Below are 17,905 nucleotides of genomic sequence, written 5' to 3'. Positions count from 1 at the left end.
GATGAGCACCGATACCCGCAACACCGACCTGGTTCACCGCTTCATTCGGCTGCCACTCGAGCAGCGCAGGCTGTTTCTGGAAAAGCTGGCCTCCAAGGGCAGCAGCCTGGCGCAGTTGCCCATCCCGCAGGTGCGTGGGGAATTTGCGCAACTGCCGCTTTCCTTCGCCCAGCAGCGACAGTGGTTCCTGTGGAAGCTCGACCCGAACAGCGCGGTGTACAACATCTCTTCGGCCTTGCGCTTCAAGGGCGAGCTGGACCGGGCCGCTCTGCAGCGTGCCTTCGACACGTTGCTGGTCCGGCATGAAGCGCTGCGTACAACCTTCAGCCAACAGGGCGAGAAGGTGGTACAAGTGGTTCACCCGAGCCTGCCATTGACCGTGGCCTACGAGCACTTGAACGGTGCCGGCGAACATGCCCTGCGCGAGCAGGTGGAGCGTGAGGCCCGTCAAACCTTCGACCTGGAAAACGGCCCATTGCTGCGGGTGAAACTGCTGCAATTGAATGCTCAAGAGCATGTGCTGGTGTTGGTGCTGCACCACATCATTGCTGACGGCTGGTCCATGCCAGTGATGGTGGAAGAGTTGGTGCGCCTGTATGCAGCATACAACCAGGAGGGCGACGTGCAGTTGCCTACCCTGCCGATCCAGTACGCCGACTATGCTATCTGGCAACGCAGCTGGATGGAGGCCGGTGAGCAGGAGCGGCAGCTGGCTTACTGGACCGCCCAACTGGGGGGCGAGGCCCCCGTGCTGGAATTGCCGACGGACCGCCCGCGACCTACGGTCAGCAGCCTTAAGGGCGAGCGGCTGGCGATCGACCTGCACGAGCAGCAAGCACATGCACTCAAACAGTTCGCCCAGCAACAGGGCGTGACGCCATTCATGGTGCTGCTGGCCAGCTTCCAGACCCTGTTGCACCGTTATTCGGGGCAATCTGATATCCGCGTCGGAGTGCCGGTGGCCAACCGCAACCGTGTGGAAACCGAGCGCCTGGTGGGGTTGTTCGTCAACACCCAGGTGCTGCGCGCCGAGTTCGATGTGCAGATGTCTTTCAGCGAGTTCCTCGGCCAGGTCAAACAGCGGGTCGTCGAGGCCCAGGCTCACCAAGACCTGCCGTTCGAACAGCTGGTAGAGGCCCTGCAGCCAGAGCGTAGCCTTAACCACAGCCCGCTGTTCCAGGTGATGTACAACCATCAGACCCAGGCCCAGGGCGAGCAGCACAGCTTGCCGGGGCTGGAAGTGCAAGCCGTGGCGTGGGACAACCATACCGCCAAGTTCGACTTGACCCTGGAAACCTACGAGCATGACAAGGGTATTGGCGCGGCGCTGATCTACGCCACCGACCTGTTCGATGCTTCGACTGCTCGCACGTTCGCCCGGCATTGGCAGAATCTGCTGACGGTCATCATTGAACAGCCTGCTCAGCGCATCGCCGACCTTGCCCTGCTGGACGATCATGAGTATCAGCAGATCGTCGAAGGCTGGAACGCGACCCTGGCCAGCTACCCTGATGACAGCTGTATTCACCAGCTGTTCGAAGCACAAGTGACGAAAGCCCCAGATGCGCCAGCGCTGATTTTTGGCGAGCAGACGCTGAGCTATGGCGAACTCAATCGCCGGGCCAATCAACTGGCGCACAAGCTGCGCGAGCAGGGTGTCGGCCCGGATGTGCTGGTGGGCATTGCCATGCAGCGCAGCCTGGAGATGGTCGTGGGCTTGCTGGCTATCCTCAAGGCGGGTGGCGCCTACGTGCCGCTGGACCCGGAATACCCGCAGGACCGTCTGGAATACATGCTCGATGACAGCCAGGCGATCCTGCTTTTGTCAGAGACCAGCCTGATCACGCGCATGCCTGCGCAGTTCCAGTCGCGTACGCTGCTGCTCGATCAGTTGACGCTCGACGGCTACCCGGATACTGACCTGGCCTGTTTGACCACCGCCCGCAACCTCATCTATTGCATCTACACATCAGGCTCCACCGGCAAGCCCAAGGGGGTGCAAATCGAGCACCGCAGCGTGGCGGCCCTGATCGGCTGGTCGCTGTCGGTATACAGCCAGGCGGACCTGTGCGGTGTGCTTTTCTCCACCTCGATCTGCTTCGACCTGTCGGTATGGGAGCTGTTCGTCACCTTGTCGGCTGGTGGCTATGCGGTGTTGGCTGCCAACGCCCTTGAACTGCCTGACCTGGCGGCCAGGGACCGGGTGCGGCTGGTGAATACCGTGCCGTCGGCCATCAAGCAGCTGTGCGAAACCGGCAACATTCCGCCGTCGGTAAAAATCATCAACCTTTGCGGCGAAGCGCTAAAGCAGTCGATCGTCGACGATTTGTACCGCTTGGAGCATGTGAGCGATGTGTACGACCTTTACGGCCCGTCCGAGGACACTACCTACTCTACCTGCACGCTCAGGGCCGCTGGCGGCAAGGCCAATATCGGCCGGCCGTTGGACAACAGTGCAGCCTATGTGCTGAGCGGCGGCTTGCAACCTGTGCCGGTGGGGGCGGTAGGCGAATTGTACCTGGCCGGTGCCGGGTTGGCCCGTGGTTACCTGAAACGCCCGGGGCTCAGTGCTGAGCGGTTCTTGCCCAACCCTTTCGATGAGCAGGGCGGGCGTATCTACCGTACCGGTGACCTTGCCCGCTATCGCCCCGACGGTGTGCTGGAGTACGTCGGCCGGGTGGATCATCAGGTGAAGGTCCGCGGCTTTCGGATCGAACTGGGTGAGATCGAAACCCGCCTGCAGCAAGAGGCGGTGCGTGAAACCGTGGTCATGGCCATCGACGGGCCGGCGGGGCAACACCTGGTGGCCTATGTCGTGCCTACCGATGCCCGCGTGATGGCCGATGTGGCCGCACAGGAGACGCTGCGTGAAAACCTGCGGGCTGCGCTGCGCAAGAGCTTGCCGGAGTACATGGTGCCCTCCCACCTGGTGCTGATGGACAGACTGCCACTCACGCCTAACGGCAAGCTGGACCGCAAGGCGCTGCCGCGCCCGGACACTGCCCAGCTCGCAGAGGCCCATGTGCCGCCGCGTACGCCGCTGCAGCAGCAGGTGGCCGCTATCTGGGCCGATGTACTGAAAATCGAACGGGTTGGCCTGAACGACAATTTCTTCTTCCTTGGCGGGCACTCGCTGATCGCCACTCAGGTGACCGGTCGCGTCCAGGAGCAGGCGGGGTTGGCGGTCAGCCTGAAGGCACTGTTCGAAAACCCTGTGCTTGGCGACTACTGCACGCAGTTGGAGCAACTGGCACCGCTGGCGGACCCGTTCAGAACGAACTGGCTAAATCCCTGGAGGCCTTGAAACGTCTATCTACGGAGGAAATTGAAAAGCTGCTTTCTTAGGAGATTTTTACTGTGCAAGAGCTGCTTGAGTCTGTAAAGCTACTGTCCACCAAAGAGCGCCAGGCCCTGGCAGCCTTGCTCAAGCAGCAGGGGGTGAACCTTTATGGCGTCACCCCGATCTTCAAGCGTGAGCCTGAAGCCTCCCTACCGCTGTCGTATGCCCAGCAGCGGCAGTGGTTTCTGTGGCAACTTGACCCTGGTGCACCGACGTACAACGTCCCGGCTGCGCTGCGTCTGCGCGGCCGCTTGGATGCCGAGGCTTTGCAGCGCAGTTTCCAAGCCTTGATCGCCCGCCACGAGACCCTGCGTACACTCTTCAGGGAAGAGGCGCAGGGTACCGTCCAGGTCATTCACCCCGAAATCACCTTGGTGCTCGACATCCTGATGCTGCAGAGCGCCGCTGAGCGTGACGTGCTGGAGCAGGTGCAGGCCGAGGCGCGTCGCCCATTCGACCTGCAGCAGGGGCCGCTGCTACGGGTCAAGTTGCTGCGCCTTGCGCAGGACGAGCATGTGCTGGTGGTGACAATGCATCACATCGTCTCCGATGGCTGGTCGATGCCACTGATGATCGACGAGCTGATGCAGCTGTATGCGGGATACAGCCAAGGTGAAGGCGTGCAGCTGCCAACGTTGCCAGTGCAATATGCCGACTATGCGATCTGGCAGCGTCAGTGGATGGAGGCGGGTGAGCAAGAGCGCCAACTGGCGTACTGGAAGGCGCAGCTTGGCGATGACCAGCCGGTGCTTGAGTTGCCGACCGACCGCCCACGTGCTGCCGCCAATAGCCACCGTGGCGCCCGGCACGAGGTTCGGCTGCCGGACGCGTTGGTGCATTCACTCAAGCAGCTTGCCCAACAGCAGGGTGCGACCTTGTTCATGCTGCTGCTGGCCAGCTTCCAGACATTGTTGCACCGCTATAGCGGGCAGCCGGACATTCGCGTCGGGGTGCCGGTTGCCAACCGTAATCGGGTAGAAACCGAGCGGCTGATCGGCTTTTTCGTCAACACCCAAGTGTTGCGCGCTGAGTTCGATCTGCAGATGACCTTCAGCGAGTTGCTGGAGCAGGTCAAGCAGCGAGCGTTGGGGGCGCAAAGCCATCAGGACTTGCCCTTCGAGCAACTGGTCGAGGTTTTGCAACCAGAGCGTAGCCTGAGCCACAGCCCGCTGTTCCAGGTGATGTACAACCACCAGATGCAGGCCAAGGGCAAGCAACGCAGCGTGCAAGGGTTGCACGTGGAGGGGCTGAGCTGGGATCACGACACGGCCAAGTTCGACCTGACCCTGGATACCTTCGAATACGAACACAGCCTTGGCGCCGCGTTGAGCTACGCGGTCGACCTGTTCGATGCTGCCACCATCGAGAAGATGGCACGGCACTGGGTGAACCTGCTGGAGGCCATCGTTCGCCAGCCTGGGCAGCGGATCGTCGAGCTGCCGTTGATCGGCCAGCAGGAGCAGCAGCAGATCCAGCGCGCCTGGAACCCGGCGCTGGCCCACTACCCGGCAGAGCGGCCACTTCACCAACTGATCGAAGCCCAGGTCGAGGCCGCCCCAGATGCCGTGGCGCTGGTGTTCGGTGAGCGTTCCCTGAGTTACGCCGAGCTCAACCGCCGCGCCAATCAACTGGCACACAAACTACTGGAACTGGGCGCCGGGCCGGATGTGCTGGTTGGCCTGGCTGTGGAGCGCAGCCTGGAAATGGTCATCGGCCTGCTGGGCATACTCAAGGCTGGCGCTGCCTATGTGCCGTTGGACCCAGAGTATCCACAGGACCGTCTCAGCTACATGTTCCAGGACAGCGGCATTCATCTGTTGCTGACCCAGCAGCATTTGCGTGATGCGCTGCCAGTACCGGCAGGGGTGAAAACCCTTGTGCTGGATGGCCACGCCGGCCTCGCGGGCTACAGCGACGCCAACCCCGTGTGCCGAGTGACCCCGGACAACCTGGCCTATGTGATCTATACCTCCGGCTCAACCGGCAAGCCCAAAGGCACGCTGTTGCCACACCGCAATGTGGTACGCCTGTTTGCGGCCACCCAGCACTGGTTCAACTTCGATGCCAGCGATGTGTGGACGGTGTTCCATTCCTACGCCTTCGACTTCTCGGTGTGGGAGTTGTACGGCGCGTTGCTGTATGGCGGTAAGGCAATCATCGTACCCAAGGATGTGGCGCGCTCCAGTGAAGACTTCCACGCATTGCTGGTTCGCGAGCAGGTCACCGTACTCAACCAGACACCTTCTGCGTTCAAGCCGCTGATCCCGGTGGCCTGCGAGGCGATGAAAGCGGGGCAGGGCCTGGCCCTGCGGCACGTGGTGTTCGGTGGCGAAGCCCTGGAAGTGAGCAGCCTGAAGCCTTGGTTCGAGGTATTCGGCGACCGTCGGCCGCGCATGATCAACATGTATGGCATCACCGAAACCACCGTGCACGTGACGTATCGGCCGGTCACTTTCGAAGACTTGCACAAAGGTGCCAGCAGCCCGATTGGCGAGGTGATTCCCGACCTGTCGTGGTACTTGCTCGATGCAGCATTGAACCCGATTCTGCCGGGTTGCACGGGGGAAATGTTGATTGGCCAGGCGGGCCTGGCGCGTGGCTATCATGGCCGCCCCGGGCTGACAGCCGAGCGCTTCGTACCGAACCCGTTCGATGGCAATGGCGGGCGCCTGTACCGCTCGGGCGACCTGGCGCGTTACCGCAGCGATGGCGTCATCGAGTACATCGGGCGAATCGATCATCAAGTGAAGATTCGCGGTTTCCGTATCGAGCTGGGCGAGATCGAAGCACGCCTGATCGAACAACCAGCGGTACGGCAAGTGGCGGTGCTGGCGGTGGATGCCGCCAGTGGCAAGCAACTGGTGGGTTACGTGGTGCCAGTTGAGTCTGAGGTGCTGCAGGACACCGAGCAGCAGGCCAGGCTACGTGACAGCCTGCGAAGCGAACTGAAGGCAAGCCTGCCCGAGCATATGGTGCCCGCGCATTTGCTGTTCCTGGAGCAGCTGCCGCTGACCGGCAACGGCAAGCTCGACCGCAAGGCCTTGCCTGCGCCTGATGCGAGCTTGTTGCAGGGCGAGTACGTGGCACCGCAAACCGAGCTGGAACGAGAGATCGCGGCCATCTGGGCCGACGTGCTCAAGCTGGAAAGAGTCGGCCTTGCCGACAACTTCTTCGAGCTGGGCGGCGATTCGATCATGTCGCTGCAGGTGGTCAGCCGTGCTCGCCAGGTGGACATACAGTTCACGCCCAAAGACCTGTTCCAGCACCAGACCGTGCAAGGTTTGGCTGCGGTTGCTCGGCGTGAGGTGAGTACGTTGATCGACCAGGGACGGGTAGTGGGGAGCATGCCGCTGACGCCGATCCAGCACTGGTTCTTCGAGTCAGATATCGTCGAGCGCCACCACTGGAACCAATCGGTGATGCTGCAAACCAGCGAGGTGTTGGACGAACATCACCTACAAGCGGCCGTGCAGGCGTTGGTGGCGCACCATGATGCCTTGCGCTTGCAGTTTACCCAGGCGCATGGCCGCTGGCAGGCCGAGTTCGGCGATGCAGAGCACGCCCTGTTATGGCGTCGTACGGTGGTAGATTCCGAGGCGTTGACGCAGCTGGCTGACGAGGCGCAACGCAGCTTGAGTCTGACGCATGGGCCGCTGCTGCGCGCCGTTCTGGCCGATTTGCCAGACGGCGGCCAGCGCTTGCTGCTGGTCATCCATCATCTGGTGGTGGACGGTGTGTCGTGGCGTGTGCTGCTGGAAGATCTGCAGCAGGCTTATGAGGCGCTGCGCGATGAGCAGCCGTTGAAACTGCAGCCCAAGACCACCTCGTTCAAGGCCTGGGCCGAGCAGCTGCAGGACTATGCAGCCAGCGCGCAGCTGCAAGCGGAACTGGGGTATTGGCAGGCGCAACTGCAAGGCGCCAGTGATGCCTTGCCGTGCGACCGCCCGCAAGGCAGCAACCTCGAACGCCATGCCGCCTCGGTCAGCACCCAGCTGGACCGCGAACTGACCCGACAACTGCTGCAGGAAGCGCCGGCCGCCTACCGAACGCAGATCAATGACTTGTTGCTGACAGCCCTGGCGCGAGTGATCAGCCGCTGGACCGGTCGTGCCGAGGTACTGGTACGCCTGGAAGGCCATGGCCGTGAAGACCTGTTCGAGGGCGGCGACCTGAGCCGCAGTGTGGGCTGGTTCACCAGCATGTACCCGGTCAGGCTCAGCCCACAGGCCGGGCTGGTCAACTCGCTCAAGACCATCAAGGAGCAGTTGCGCGCGGTACCCAACAAAGGCCTTGGCCATGGCCTGCTGCGCTACTTGGGTAGCCCTGAAGCGCAAGCGACCCTGGCGGCATTGCCACGGGGTGAGGTCGTGTTCAACTACCTCGGCCAGTTCGACGCCAGCTTCGACCAGCAGGCAGGGTTGTTCGTGCCGGCCAAGGAGTACGGCGGTGCCACCCAAGATGAAAGTGCCCCGTTGGGCAGCCTCTTGGCACTGAACGGGCAGGTGTACGGTGGGGAGCTGAAACTGGGTTGGCGCTTCAGCCGGGACATTTTCGATACAGCCACCATCCAGCACCTGGCCGACGATTATGCGCAAGAGCTGGCGCTACTGGTCGATCATTGCCGCCAACCGCAGCACCGTGGCGTGACGCCTTCGGACTTCCCGTTGGCTGACCTTACCCAGGCGCAACTGGACAACCTGCCGATAGAGGCCGAACAGATAGCCGATGTGTACCCGCTGTCGCCGATGCAGCAGGGCATGTTGTTCCATACGCTTTACGAACAGCAGTCCGGCGACTACATCAACCAGTTGCGCGTGGATGTTCAGGGGCTGGACGTGGAACGCTTCCGCCAGGCCTGGCAGGCGGCGGTGGATAAGCACGCGATCCTGCGCAGTGGCTTTATCTGGCAGGGAGAGCTCGACCAGGCTGTGCAAGTGGTACACAAGCAGGTCGTGCAGGCCTTGGCCGAGCACGATTGGCGTGGTCAGCCAGCGTCGGAGCAGCTGCAACGTCTGGCCGAGAGCGACCGACAAACCGGCTTCGCGCTGGACCAGGTTCCGTTGCAGCGGCTGACCCTGGTGCGCACGGCAGATGACAGCCACCACCTGATCTATACCAACCATCACATCCTGATGGATGGCTGGAGCACTTCGCGCCTGCTGGGCGAGGTGTTGCAGCATTACGCCGGGCAGCAAGCAACGGCGCCGGCCGCACCTTATCGTGACTATATCGCTTGGCTCCAACGCCAGGACGCGGCAGCAGCCGAAGCGTTCTGGAAGGACCAACTGGCACCGCTGGAGGAGTCGACCCGGCTGGCTCAGGTAGTACGCCGAAGCACTGCGCCGCAGTCAGGCCAGGGTGAGCACTATCAGTTGTTCGACCACTCGACGACCCAGCGCATCGAAAATTTTGCACGTGCCAACCGGGTCACCGTCAATACCTTGGTGCAATCAGCCTGGTTGCTGCTGCTGCAACGCTATACCGGTCAATCTGCCGTTTGCTTTGGCGCCACTGTGGCTGGGCGTCCGGCGGATCTGCCAGGGGTGGAAGAACACATCGGCCTGTTCATCAATACCCTCCCAGTCGTCGGTGCGCCGCGCAGCGAACAGACCGTTGCCGAATGGGTTGCCCAGGTGCAAGCCTGCAACCTGGCCTTGCGTGACTTCGAGCATACCCCGTTGAATGAGGTACAACGCTGGGCCGGCTTGGGTGGCGAAGCGCTGTTCGACAGCTTGCTGGTGTTCGAGAACTACCCGGTTTCCCAGGCCTTGCAGGAAGGTGCACCCGATGGTTTGCGCTTTGGTCCGGTGGCCAACCTGGAGCAGACCAACTACCCGCTGACCCTGGCGGCCACCTTAAGTGACACCTTGGCCATTCAGTACAGTCACAACCGCGGCAGTTGGGACGACGAGGCTATCCAGCGTTTGGCCGAGCACTTCGGCAACCTGCTGCGGGCGCTGGTAAATGATGCCTCGGTGGCGATCGGCGAGCTGCCGATGCTGGGAGATGCAGAGCGCCAACTTTTGCTGCATGACTGGAGCCAAAGCGAGGCAGTTAGCCCGTCGGGCCTGTGCGCTCACCAGTTGTTCCAGTTGCAGGCCCGAGAGCGCCCCGGTGCGACAGCGCTGGTGTTCGGCGAGCAACAGCTGACTTACCGAGAGTTGGACCTGCGCACCAATCGTCTGGCGCATCTGCTGACTGCGCACGGTGTTACCGCCAACAGCCTGGTTGGGGTTGCCGCCGAGCGTGGGTTGGCGCTGGCCGTGGCCTTGATTGCCATCCACAAAGCCGGGGCGGCATACGTCCCGCTGGATCCGGATTACCCGCAGGACCGCCTGACCTACCTGATCGAGGACAGTGGCATCGGCCTGCTGCTGGGTGACGCCGAGGCGATGGCGCGCATGCCGGTCCCTGCTGAGTTGCCATGTATCGAGCTACAGTCAGGTGAGGACTGGCTGCAAGACTGCAGTGAGCAGCCGCTGTCATGTGAGGTCTCGCTCGACAGCCTGGCCTATGTCATCTACACCTCCGGCTCCACGGGCATGCCGAAAGGGGTGGCCATTGCTCACCAGGCACTGTCAGTCTTCTGTGAAGTTGCCAGTGGTTATTCGCGACTGACGCCGGATGACCGGGTGCTACAGTTCGCCACGTTCAGTTTTGACGGGTTCATCGAGCAGTTCTTCCCGCCATTGTCACGGGGCGCCTGCGTGGTGATGCGCGATCAGCAGCTGTGGGACACAGACACATTCAGCACGCAGGTCATCCGCCACGGCATTACGGTGGCTGACTTGCCGGCAGCCTACTGGCGCTTGTTGGCGCTGGACCGTCGCGCTGCAGCTGCCTATGGCCAGCTGAAGCAGATTCATGTGGGGGGTGAGGCGGTGGCCTTGGACGGGTTGCAGGCCTGGCTGGAGGATGGGCCGGCGCAGGTGCGTCTGCTCAACACCTACGGCCCTACCGAGGCCACCGTGGTGGCGACCACGTACGATTGCTCACGGCTTGCGCAGGTGCCTGCGGCACATAGCGGTGTACCGATTGGCCGCGCGTTGGCCGGGCGTACCCTGCGTGCCTTGGACGACGGCCTGTTGCCTACACCGATTGGCGTGCCGGGTGAGTTGTACATCGGTGGTGACGGCTGCCTGGCACGCTGTTATCACCAGCGCCCGTCGTTGACGGCGGAGCGCTTCATCCCTGACCCGCTGGCCGAAACAGCGGGGGCTCGCTTGTACCGCACCGGCGATTTGGGTTACTTCGATGAGCAGGGTGAACTTGCCTACCGTGGTCGGGCCGACCATCAGGTGAAAGTTCGCGGTTTCCGCATCGAGCTGGGGGAAATCGAGCAGCACTTGCAGGCGCACCCACAGGTTCGCCAGGCTGCAGTGATCGTTGTCGACCACGCCGGCGTCAAGCAGCTGTGCGGCTATGTGGTCGCGGTTGACCAGGGCGCGGATCAGGCGGAGCTGCGGGCAACGCTGAAGCAGTCTCTGAAGGCCGGCTTGCCGGATTACATGGTGCCGACCTACCTGATGCTGCTCGAGCACATGCCCATGACGCCAAGTGGCAAGCTCGACCGCAAACGCCTCCCGGATATCGATCAGACGCAGTCGCAGGGCGAGCATGTGGCTCCGCGCAACGCGCTCGAGCGGCAGTTGGCGGATATCTGGGGTGCCGTATTGAAAGTGGCGCAAGTCGGGGTAACGGACAACTTCTTCGAGCTCGGTGGTGACTCGATCATTTCGATACAAGTGGTGAGTCGCGCGCGCCAGGCGGGTATCCGCTTCACACCCAAGCAATTGTTCCAGTATCAGACCGTTGAGCAATTGGCCGCTGTAGCCGAGGTGGGTGAGCAGGTTGCCGATGACCCGGTGACAAGTAGCCAACAACCTTCGCTGGCCGGCCTGACCCAGACGCAGTTGCAGCACTTGCCGGTGCCGGTGGCGCAGGTTGACGCTATCTACCCTCTGTCGCCGATGCAGCAAGGCATGTTGTTCTACAGCGACCAGGGAGGGGACGCTGCGCTCTATCTCAACCAGACATCGGTTGCGGTCGACGGCCTGGATATCGAACGCTTCACCCAGGCATGGAAGCAGGTGGTGGCGCGTCATGACATTCTGCGCACCAGCTTCTGGTCAGACGCGCAACTGACACAGCCACTGCAAATCGTCCATCGCCATGTCGAGCTGCCGATCCGTGTGCTGGACTGGCGTGCGCGTGATGACCAGGCCGACGCTTTGCAGGCACTGGTCGATGCTGATGCCGAGCTGGCCTTCGACCTGTCGCAGGCACCGTTGATGCGGGTAACGCTGGTGCGCCTGGATGAACAGCGCATGCAACTGATCTGGACCCGCCATCACATCCTGATGGATGGCTGGAGCAACTCGCGGCTGTTGGGTGAAGTGTTCCAGGCTTATCACGGGCAAGCGCTGGATACCCTGGTACCGCGCTTCGGAGACTATATCCGCTGGCTCGAGGCGCAGCCCCAGGATGAGCTGGAGGCGTTCTGGACGCGCAAGCTTGGCAGCCTTGAAAGCTCGACCCTGCTGGAGCAGACGTTGCTGCCACGACCGGATGCCAACTTGCCTGGGCATGCCGCGCTGTACCTGCATTGGGATGCCAGGCGAACCGAGCGCCTGCGCGCCCAGGCTCAACGCTTGCGGGTAACGCCCAATACGCTGGTACAGGCTGCCTGGTTGCTGCTGCTGCAGCGCTATAGCGGGCAGCAGGCTGTCTGTTTTGGCGCCACCGTGGCTGGCCGGCCGGCGAATTTGCCGGGGGTGGACAACATGCTCGGTTTGTTCATCAACACACTGCCTGTCGTCCAGGCGCCTGCTGCACATTGGCGTGTCAACGACTGGTTGCAGCAACTGCAAGCCTACAACCTTGAGCTGCGTGACCATGAACATGCCACGCTGTCGAATGTTCAGCGCTGGGCGGGGCGCCCGGGGCAACCGTTGTTCGATAGCATTATCGTGTTCGAGAACTACCCGCTGGACGAACGCCTGAACGACAGTGGCGACAGTGCGTTGCAGTTTGGTGCAGTGAGCGAGCGCGGCGTCACCAACTATGCGATGGACCTGGCCGTGCACTTGAGCGAGACACTTTCGGTAGAGTTCATGTACCTGCGTGGCAGCTTCAGCGAGGCCGCAGTGGCTGTTATCCGCGGCAGCTTCGAGCGGCTGCTCGAGGGCATGCTGGATAACCCGGATGCCACGCTGGGCAGCCTCGACATGCTGACACTGGAGCAGAGCCAGCAGGCCCGTCAGCGCAACACGCTGGCGGCAGCTACGACGCATGTTGCGCATCTGGCCCGGAGCATTGCCGAGCACGCTCGGTTGCGGCCTGACGCCCTGGCCGTCGTATGTGGTGATCAGCAGTTGAGCTATGCGCAACTCGACCAGCGCGCCAACCGCCTGGCGCACCATCTGATCGCCTTGGGCACCAAGCCGGAGAGTACGGTCGGTATTGCCCTGGAGCGTTCGGTCGAGGTGATCGTTGCCTTCCTTGCCGTGATGAAGACCGGTGCTGCCTATGTACCGCTGGACATTGATTATCCGCAGGACCGTTTGCAATGGATTGTCGAAGACTCGGCCATGCACCTGCTGCTGACCAACAGTGCCTTGAGCCAGCGTTTCGACACGGTTGGGCGAATCGTAGAGCTTGACCGCCTGGCGCTGGCGGGCCTGCCCGACGGTGTGCCACGCGCGCGGGTGGAAGATGACAACCTGGCGTACCTGATCTACACCTCGGGTTCGACTGGCAAGCCCAAGGGGGTGGCCGTCAGCCATGGGCAGATCCGCATGCACTGCCAAGCCATTGCCGAACTTTATGAGATGGACGAAAGCACCCGTGAGCTGCTGTTCATGTCATTCGCTTTCGACGGCGCGCAAGAGCGCTGGCTGTCGACGCTGTCGTCGGGTGGCTGCCTGGTGATCCGTGGCAATCGCCTGTGGACGGCAGAGGAAACCTGGCAGGTGCTGCATGAGCAACGCATCGATATCGCCTGCTTCCCTCCGGCGTATCTGCAGCAGTTGGCCGAGTTCGGCGAGAGCCAGCAACAGGTTGCACCGCCAGTGCGTATCTACTGCTTTGGTGGCGATGCGGTGCCCGATGCGTTGTTCGAGCTGGTCAAGCGCACGCTAAGGCCACAGTACCTGACCAACGGGTACGGGCCTACCGAGACGGTGGTGACACCCCTGCTGTGGAAGGTATCGGCCGATCAGTCCTGTCAGGCGGTGTATGCGCCGATTGGCGATCGTGTGGGCCTGCGGACCTTGCAGGTACTCGACCAGGACCTCAACCCGTTGCCTGATGGCGTGGCGGGTGAGCTCTATATCGGCGGTGAAGGGCTGGCGCGGGGGTATCACCAGCGTGCAGCGCTTACCGCCGAGCGTTTTGTCGCGGACCCGTTCGCGGAAGGCGCGCGTCTTTATCGCACTGGTGACCGCGTACGCCGCCGTGCCGATGGCACCTTGGACTTCATCGGCAGGCTGGACAACCAGTTGAAAATCCGCGGGTTCCGTATCGAGCCGGGCGAGATCGAGGCGCGCTTGCGCAACTTGGCCGATGTCCGTGATGCGGTTGTGGTGGCGCGTGAAGGCGCCACCGGCAAGCAGCTGGTGGGTTATGTGGTCAGTGGCAGCGAGAATACGAACCCGGCACAACTGCGTGAAGCCCTGCGTACCGAGCTGCCGGACTACATGGTCCCGGCGCAACTGGTGGTGCTGGAGGCGATGCCGTTGACGCCCAATGGCAAGGTCGACCGCAAGGCGCTGCCGGCGCCTGATTTTGCCGCGCATCGGCAGCACCGGGCACCGCGCAATGAAGCCGAGTTGGCCTTGGCGCACATCTGGCAAGACGTGCTGGGTGTTGAGTCGATTGGAGTCGACGACAACTTCTTCGAGCTGGGGGGGGATTCGCTTCGGGTGCTGAAAATGCTCTCCAAAGTGCGTGCGCACAGCGATTTGGCGCTGGATCTGAAGTTGCGTGACGTGATGGCCAAACCGACCATTGGTGAGCTGTCAGGTTATTCGGCGGATGAAGCCTGCCTGGATCCTGTGTTGTTGCTCAACACCCGCGTGGCCCATGCCACACCGTTGTTCTGCCTGCATGCAGGTTTCGGCACGGTATTCGATTATGAGCCGCTGGCGCGTCGCCTGGAGGGGCATTGCAGTGTTTATGGCGTGCAGTGCCGAATGCTGCTCGACCGCACGTGGCAAGATGAATCGTTGCAGGCGATGGCCATCGACTATGCCCAATACATCCGCCAGAAGCAGCCGGCAGGCCCATACCGCTTGGCAGGCTGGTCGTTGGGGGGAACCCTGGCGGTGCTGGTAACCAAGGAGCTGGAGCGTCAGGGCCAGACGGTAGCATTGCTCGGCCTGGTGGACAGCTTCGTGCCCTGTGCATTGCACACCGAGGTGGCCGAGGACTGGACGGAGGATTTGCAGGGCTTCCTCAGTGTATTGCTGTGTGTGCCAAAAGACCGCCTGGCAGTCCCTGAGCTGGCCGTGGGGACGGACGTTTCGACGTTGCAGGGTGCCATCGAGGCCGTTCGTGCTGCGCAGACCGAGCCATCGCTTTATGCCGATATCGACAGTTCGGAGCTGGCCCATACCTTTGCGGTGGCGATGCGTCTGAAAGCCTTGTCATTGAACCTGACCAGCCTGCCTCCCACCCAAGCCTTGGCGACATGCTGGTGGGCGGGCCGCAATGGCGACGCGGCCTGGGCTTTCGCAACGAAGGCAAGCCATGCAGTGGAGGCAGGGCACTACGACATTCTCAGGCAGCGTGAAGTTATCGACGGTCTGGCCATGCACTGGTTGAAAGAGGGCTCCATGGTCGAGTAACGGTCACTGTCAGGTTTACAGGGCACCATCACCTCTCGCCCCACGCCGACAGCACACAGGCTGTCGGCGTGGGGCGATGTCGTTTGCTCAGCGCGTAGACGTGACCTTGCTGTCCTGGGTAAACATGCGCAAGGGCAGCGCTTTAGGTGTGCGGCGGGAAGTTGAACGCAGTGACGGGGAGGTGACGCGGGGAGTGCGTGGCCAGACCCAGGACTTGCGTGGGTCTGGCCAGCGCGGCTTAGAAGTCGTAGCGCAGTGACACCGTAGCGTTGCGTGGTGCACCGTAGTGGCCATAACTGCCGGCCATGCCTGCATAGTACTTCTTGTCGAATACGTTGTTGACGTTAAGCGTGGCCGCCAGGTTCTGGTTGATGCGGTAGCGAGCCATCAGGCTGGTGACGAAGTAGTCATCCTGGGTGACGTGGCTGTTATAGCGCGCATATTGCAGTGTGGATTTGGAGTTCCAGTTCACGCCCCCACCCACAGTCAGCTTGTCCCATTCGCCTGGCAGGCGGTAGGTGTTCCAGAGGCGGAAGGTGTCCATTGGCAGTTGGGTGGTCAGCCTGTTGCCGTCAGCATCCTCGGTGCGGGAGTGGCTGTAGCCGGTGAAAACGTTCCAGCCAGGTAGCACTTCGCCCGAGAGCTCCAGATCCACGCCTTTGGTTTGCGCACCATCCACTGCTTTGTAGGCATTACCGCCGTTGGGTGCAGGTTCGGTGGTCTCTTCGGCGAAGTTATCCCTTTGTACCAGGTAGATGGCAACGTTGGCGTTCAAGCGGCCATCCAGGAATTCGCCTTTCCAGCCCATTTCGTAGTTCTTGCCGACTTCCGGGTCAAGTGGTTTGCCGCTGGCGTCGATATTGCTTTGTGGCTTGAAGATGTCGGTGTAGCTGACGTACACCGATTGCTCATGGGTCAGGTCATAGACCAACCCCGCATACGGCGTCACTACACCATGCTCTTTCATGTTGTAGGTGGTCGGCGCATCGGGGCTGTCGATGATGCCAAGGCTGTAGTCGAAGCGGTAGTCGGAAGCTCGCGCGCCCAGAATCAGATGCAGGTCATCGGTGAAGTTGAACCGCCCGGCTAGGTAGTAGCCGCTTTGGCGGTTGAAAATGTCATATTTGATGCTTGGCGAAAGCTCGTCTTTACCGGGTTTTGGGGTCACGTTTTCCCACGTGAAGTAGTTGATATCCTGATCAGGCCCGGCGTATTCGCGATGTTTGTTCTCGTACTCAAGATAGTTGTAGCCAAAAATGAGTTCGTGACTTTGGCCAAACAGTTGAAACGGCCCTTGCAGGGAGGCGTCAACACCTTTTTGGTATTGATCCGCCGAGGCCACGCCAGCACTGATGGTTGTTGAGCCATCCGGTTCCAGGTATGACCTGTTGGTTCTTGTCGAAACGTAGGAAGAGAACGTATTGCGATCAACGTCCATGTACAGGGTCGAGACTTTCAACTGCCAGTCGTTGGCCAGTTGCTGTTCGAGCGTCATGGTGTAGTTGGTGGTTTCGTAGTCGTCATAACCCCAGCGAGCGTCGGAACTTTTCGAACGAGAAAAGTGGGTGGGCTGGCCGTTGGTGAAAATGAGTGGAACACCCGAGGCACCGTTGACCTTGTAAGTTTGCCGGTCAATGCCGAAGCGAACCAGGGTGGTGTCGGTCAGGTCGGCCTCCAGGGCACCGTACAGGATGCTGCGGTCCTGGGTGTACCAGTCCATGAACGTGTGGTTGTTTTGCTGCGCAGCGACAAAACGCCCGCGCACGTTGCCTTCCTTGGTCAGGGGACCAGAAACGTCAGCCTCGGCACGGTAGTAGTCCCAGGAGCCGATATCGCCCTGGATGTAGGACTTGAACTCGCGCGTCGGGCGCTTGCGGATCAGGTTGACCACCGCACTGGGGTCACCGGCACCCGTCATCAGGCCCGTTGCACCACGGACGATCTCCACTCGGTCATAAAGGGCCATGTCCAGCAGGGTGCTGGGCATGTTGCGAGTCTGGTTGTCCTGAAACGTGGTAACACCATCGAACTGGTACGTGTTGATGGCACTGCCACGAGAATAGATGTTGAAGCGCTCACCACCATCCTGGGACATGGTGATGCCAGGTGTCTGCTTCAGCACATCGGTCATGCTGCTCAGGTGCTGGTCATCCATTCGCTGGCGGGTCACCACAGTGATGGTCTGTGGCGTCTCGCGGATCGACAGGTTCATTTTGGTGGCTGTATTGGTCACACCCGTGGTGTAGGAACCAGTGCCTTCGGTAGTGGCGCCAAGGCCAGTGCTATTGACGTTGGTCGCCGAAAGCTCGACCTGACCGTCCTTTCCCGCCGAACTCGCCGTCACGGTCACGGTGTTGCCATCGATCTGATAACGCAGCCCGGTCCCCTGCAGCAGGGTGCGCAGCGAGGACTGCAGGTCATGCCGGCCCTTGAGCGCCGTGGAACGCAGCCCGCTGATGTCCTCCGGGCTATACAGCAATTGCATATCGGTCTGCTTGGCCAGTGCCTGCAACGCCGAATTCATCGACTGTGCCGGAATATCCAGGGTCCACTCCTGTGCCTGCACCTGGGCAACCAGCGCCGTGGACAGCGCCAGGCCCAGACCGACGCGAGACAACGCGTGCCGGGGGCGAAGGGAGTGACGGATCAGTAACGCTTTGGCAAGCGGGTTGAGCGGGCCGGGCAAGGACTTGGACATCTATTGCGGTCTCGTTGGCAG

General features: G+C 61.6%; 3 protein-coding genes. 2 read left to right on the top strand and 1 reads right to left on the bottom strand.

The window, feature by feature from the left end:
• Position 1: 1 nt before the first annotated feature.
• Both AB5975_02355 and AB5975_02350 read left to right on the top strand, forming a co-directional pair.
• Positions 2 to 3,304 (top strand): amino acid adenylation domain-containing protein, encoded by a 3,303-nt coding sequence (locus AB5975_02355; protein ID XDR20818.1) that lies wholly within the window; start codon positions 2 to 4, stop codon positions 3,302 to 3,304.
• Between the two features lie 53 nt (positions 3,305 to 3,357).
• A complete protein-coding gene (locus AB5975_02350; protein ID XDR20817.1) occupies positions 3,358 to 15,186 on the top strand; it encodes a non-ribosomal peptide synthetase in 11,829 nt (3,942 codons plus the stop codon).
• 238 nt (positions 15,187 to 15,424) lie between these two features.
• On the opposite strand, the gene AB5975_02345 is transcribed toward AB5975_02350, so the two are convergent.
• On the bottom strand, positions 15,425 to 17,884 hold the full coding sequence (locus tag AB5975_02345; protein XDR20816.1) for a TonB-dependent siderophore receptor: 2,460 nt from the start codon (positions 17,882 to 17,884) through the stop codon (positions 15,425 to 15,427).
• Between the last annotated feature and the right edge of the window lie 21 nt (positions 17,885 to 17,905).

The organism is Pseudomonas putida (genome assembly GCA_041071465.1).
GTDB lineage: Bacteria > Pseudomonadota > Gammaproteobacteria > Pseudomonadales > Pseudomonadaceae > Aquipseudomonas > Aquipseudomonas putida_P.
The sequence above is the reverse complement of the archived record's forward strand: the minus strand, read 5'-3'. Positions and strand labels throughout refer to the sequence as shown.

Bases quoted from the DNA above. Each gene is read 5' to 3' on its own strand.
- AB5975_02355 (XDR20818.1), top strand. From the start codon at position 2: ATGAGCACCGATACCCGCAACACCGACCTGGTTCACCGCTTCATTCGG.
- AB5975_02345 (XDR20816.1), bottom strand. From the start codon at position 17,884: ATGTCCAAGTCCTTGCCCGGCCCGCTCAACCCGCTTGCCAAAGCGTTA.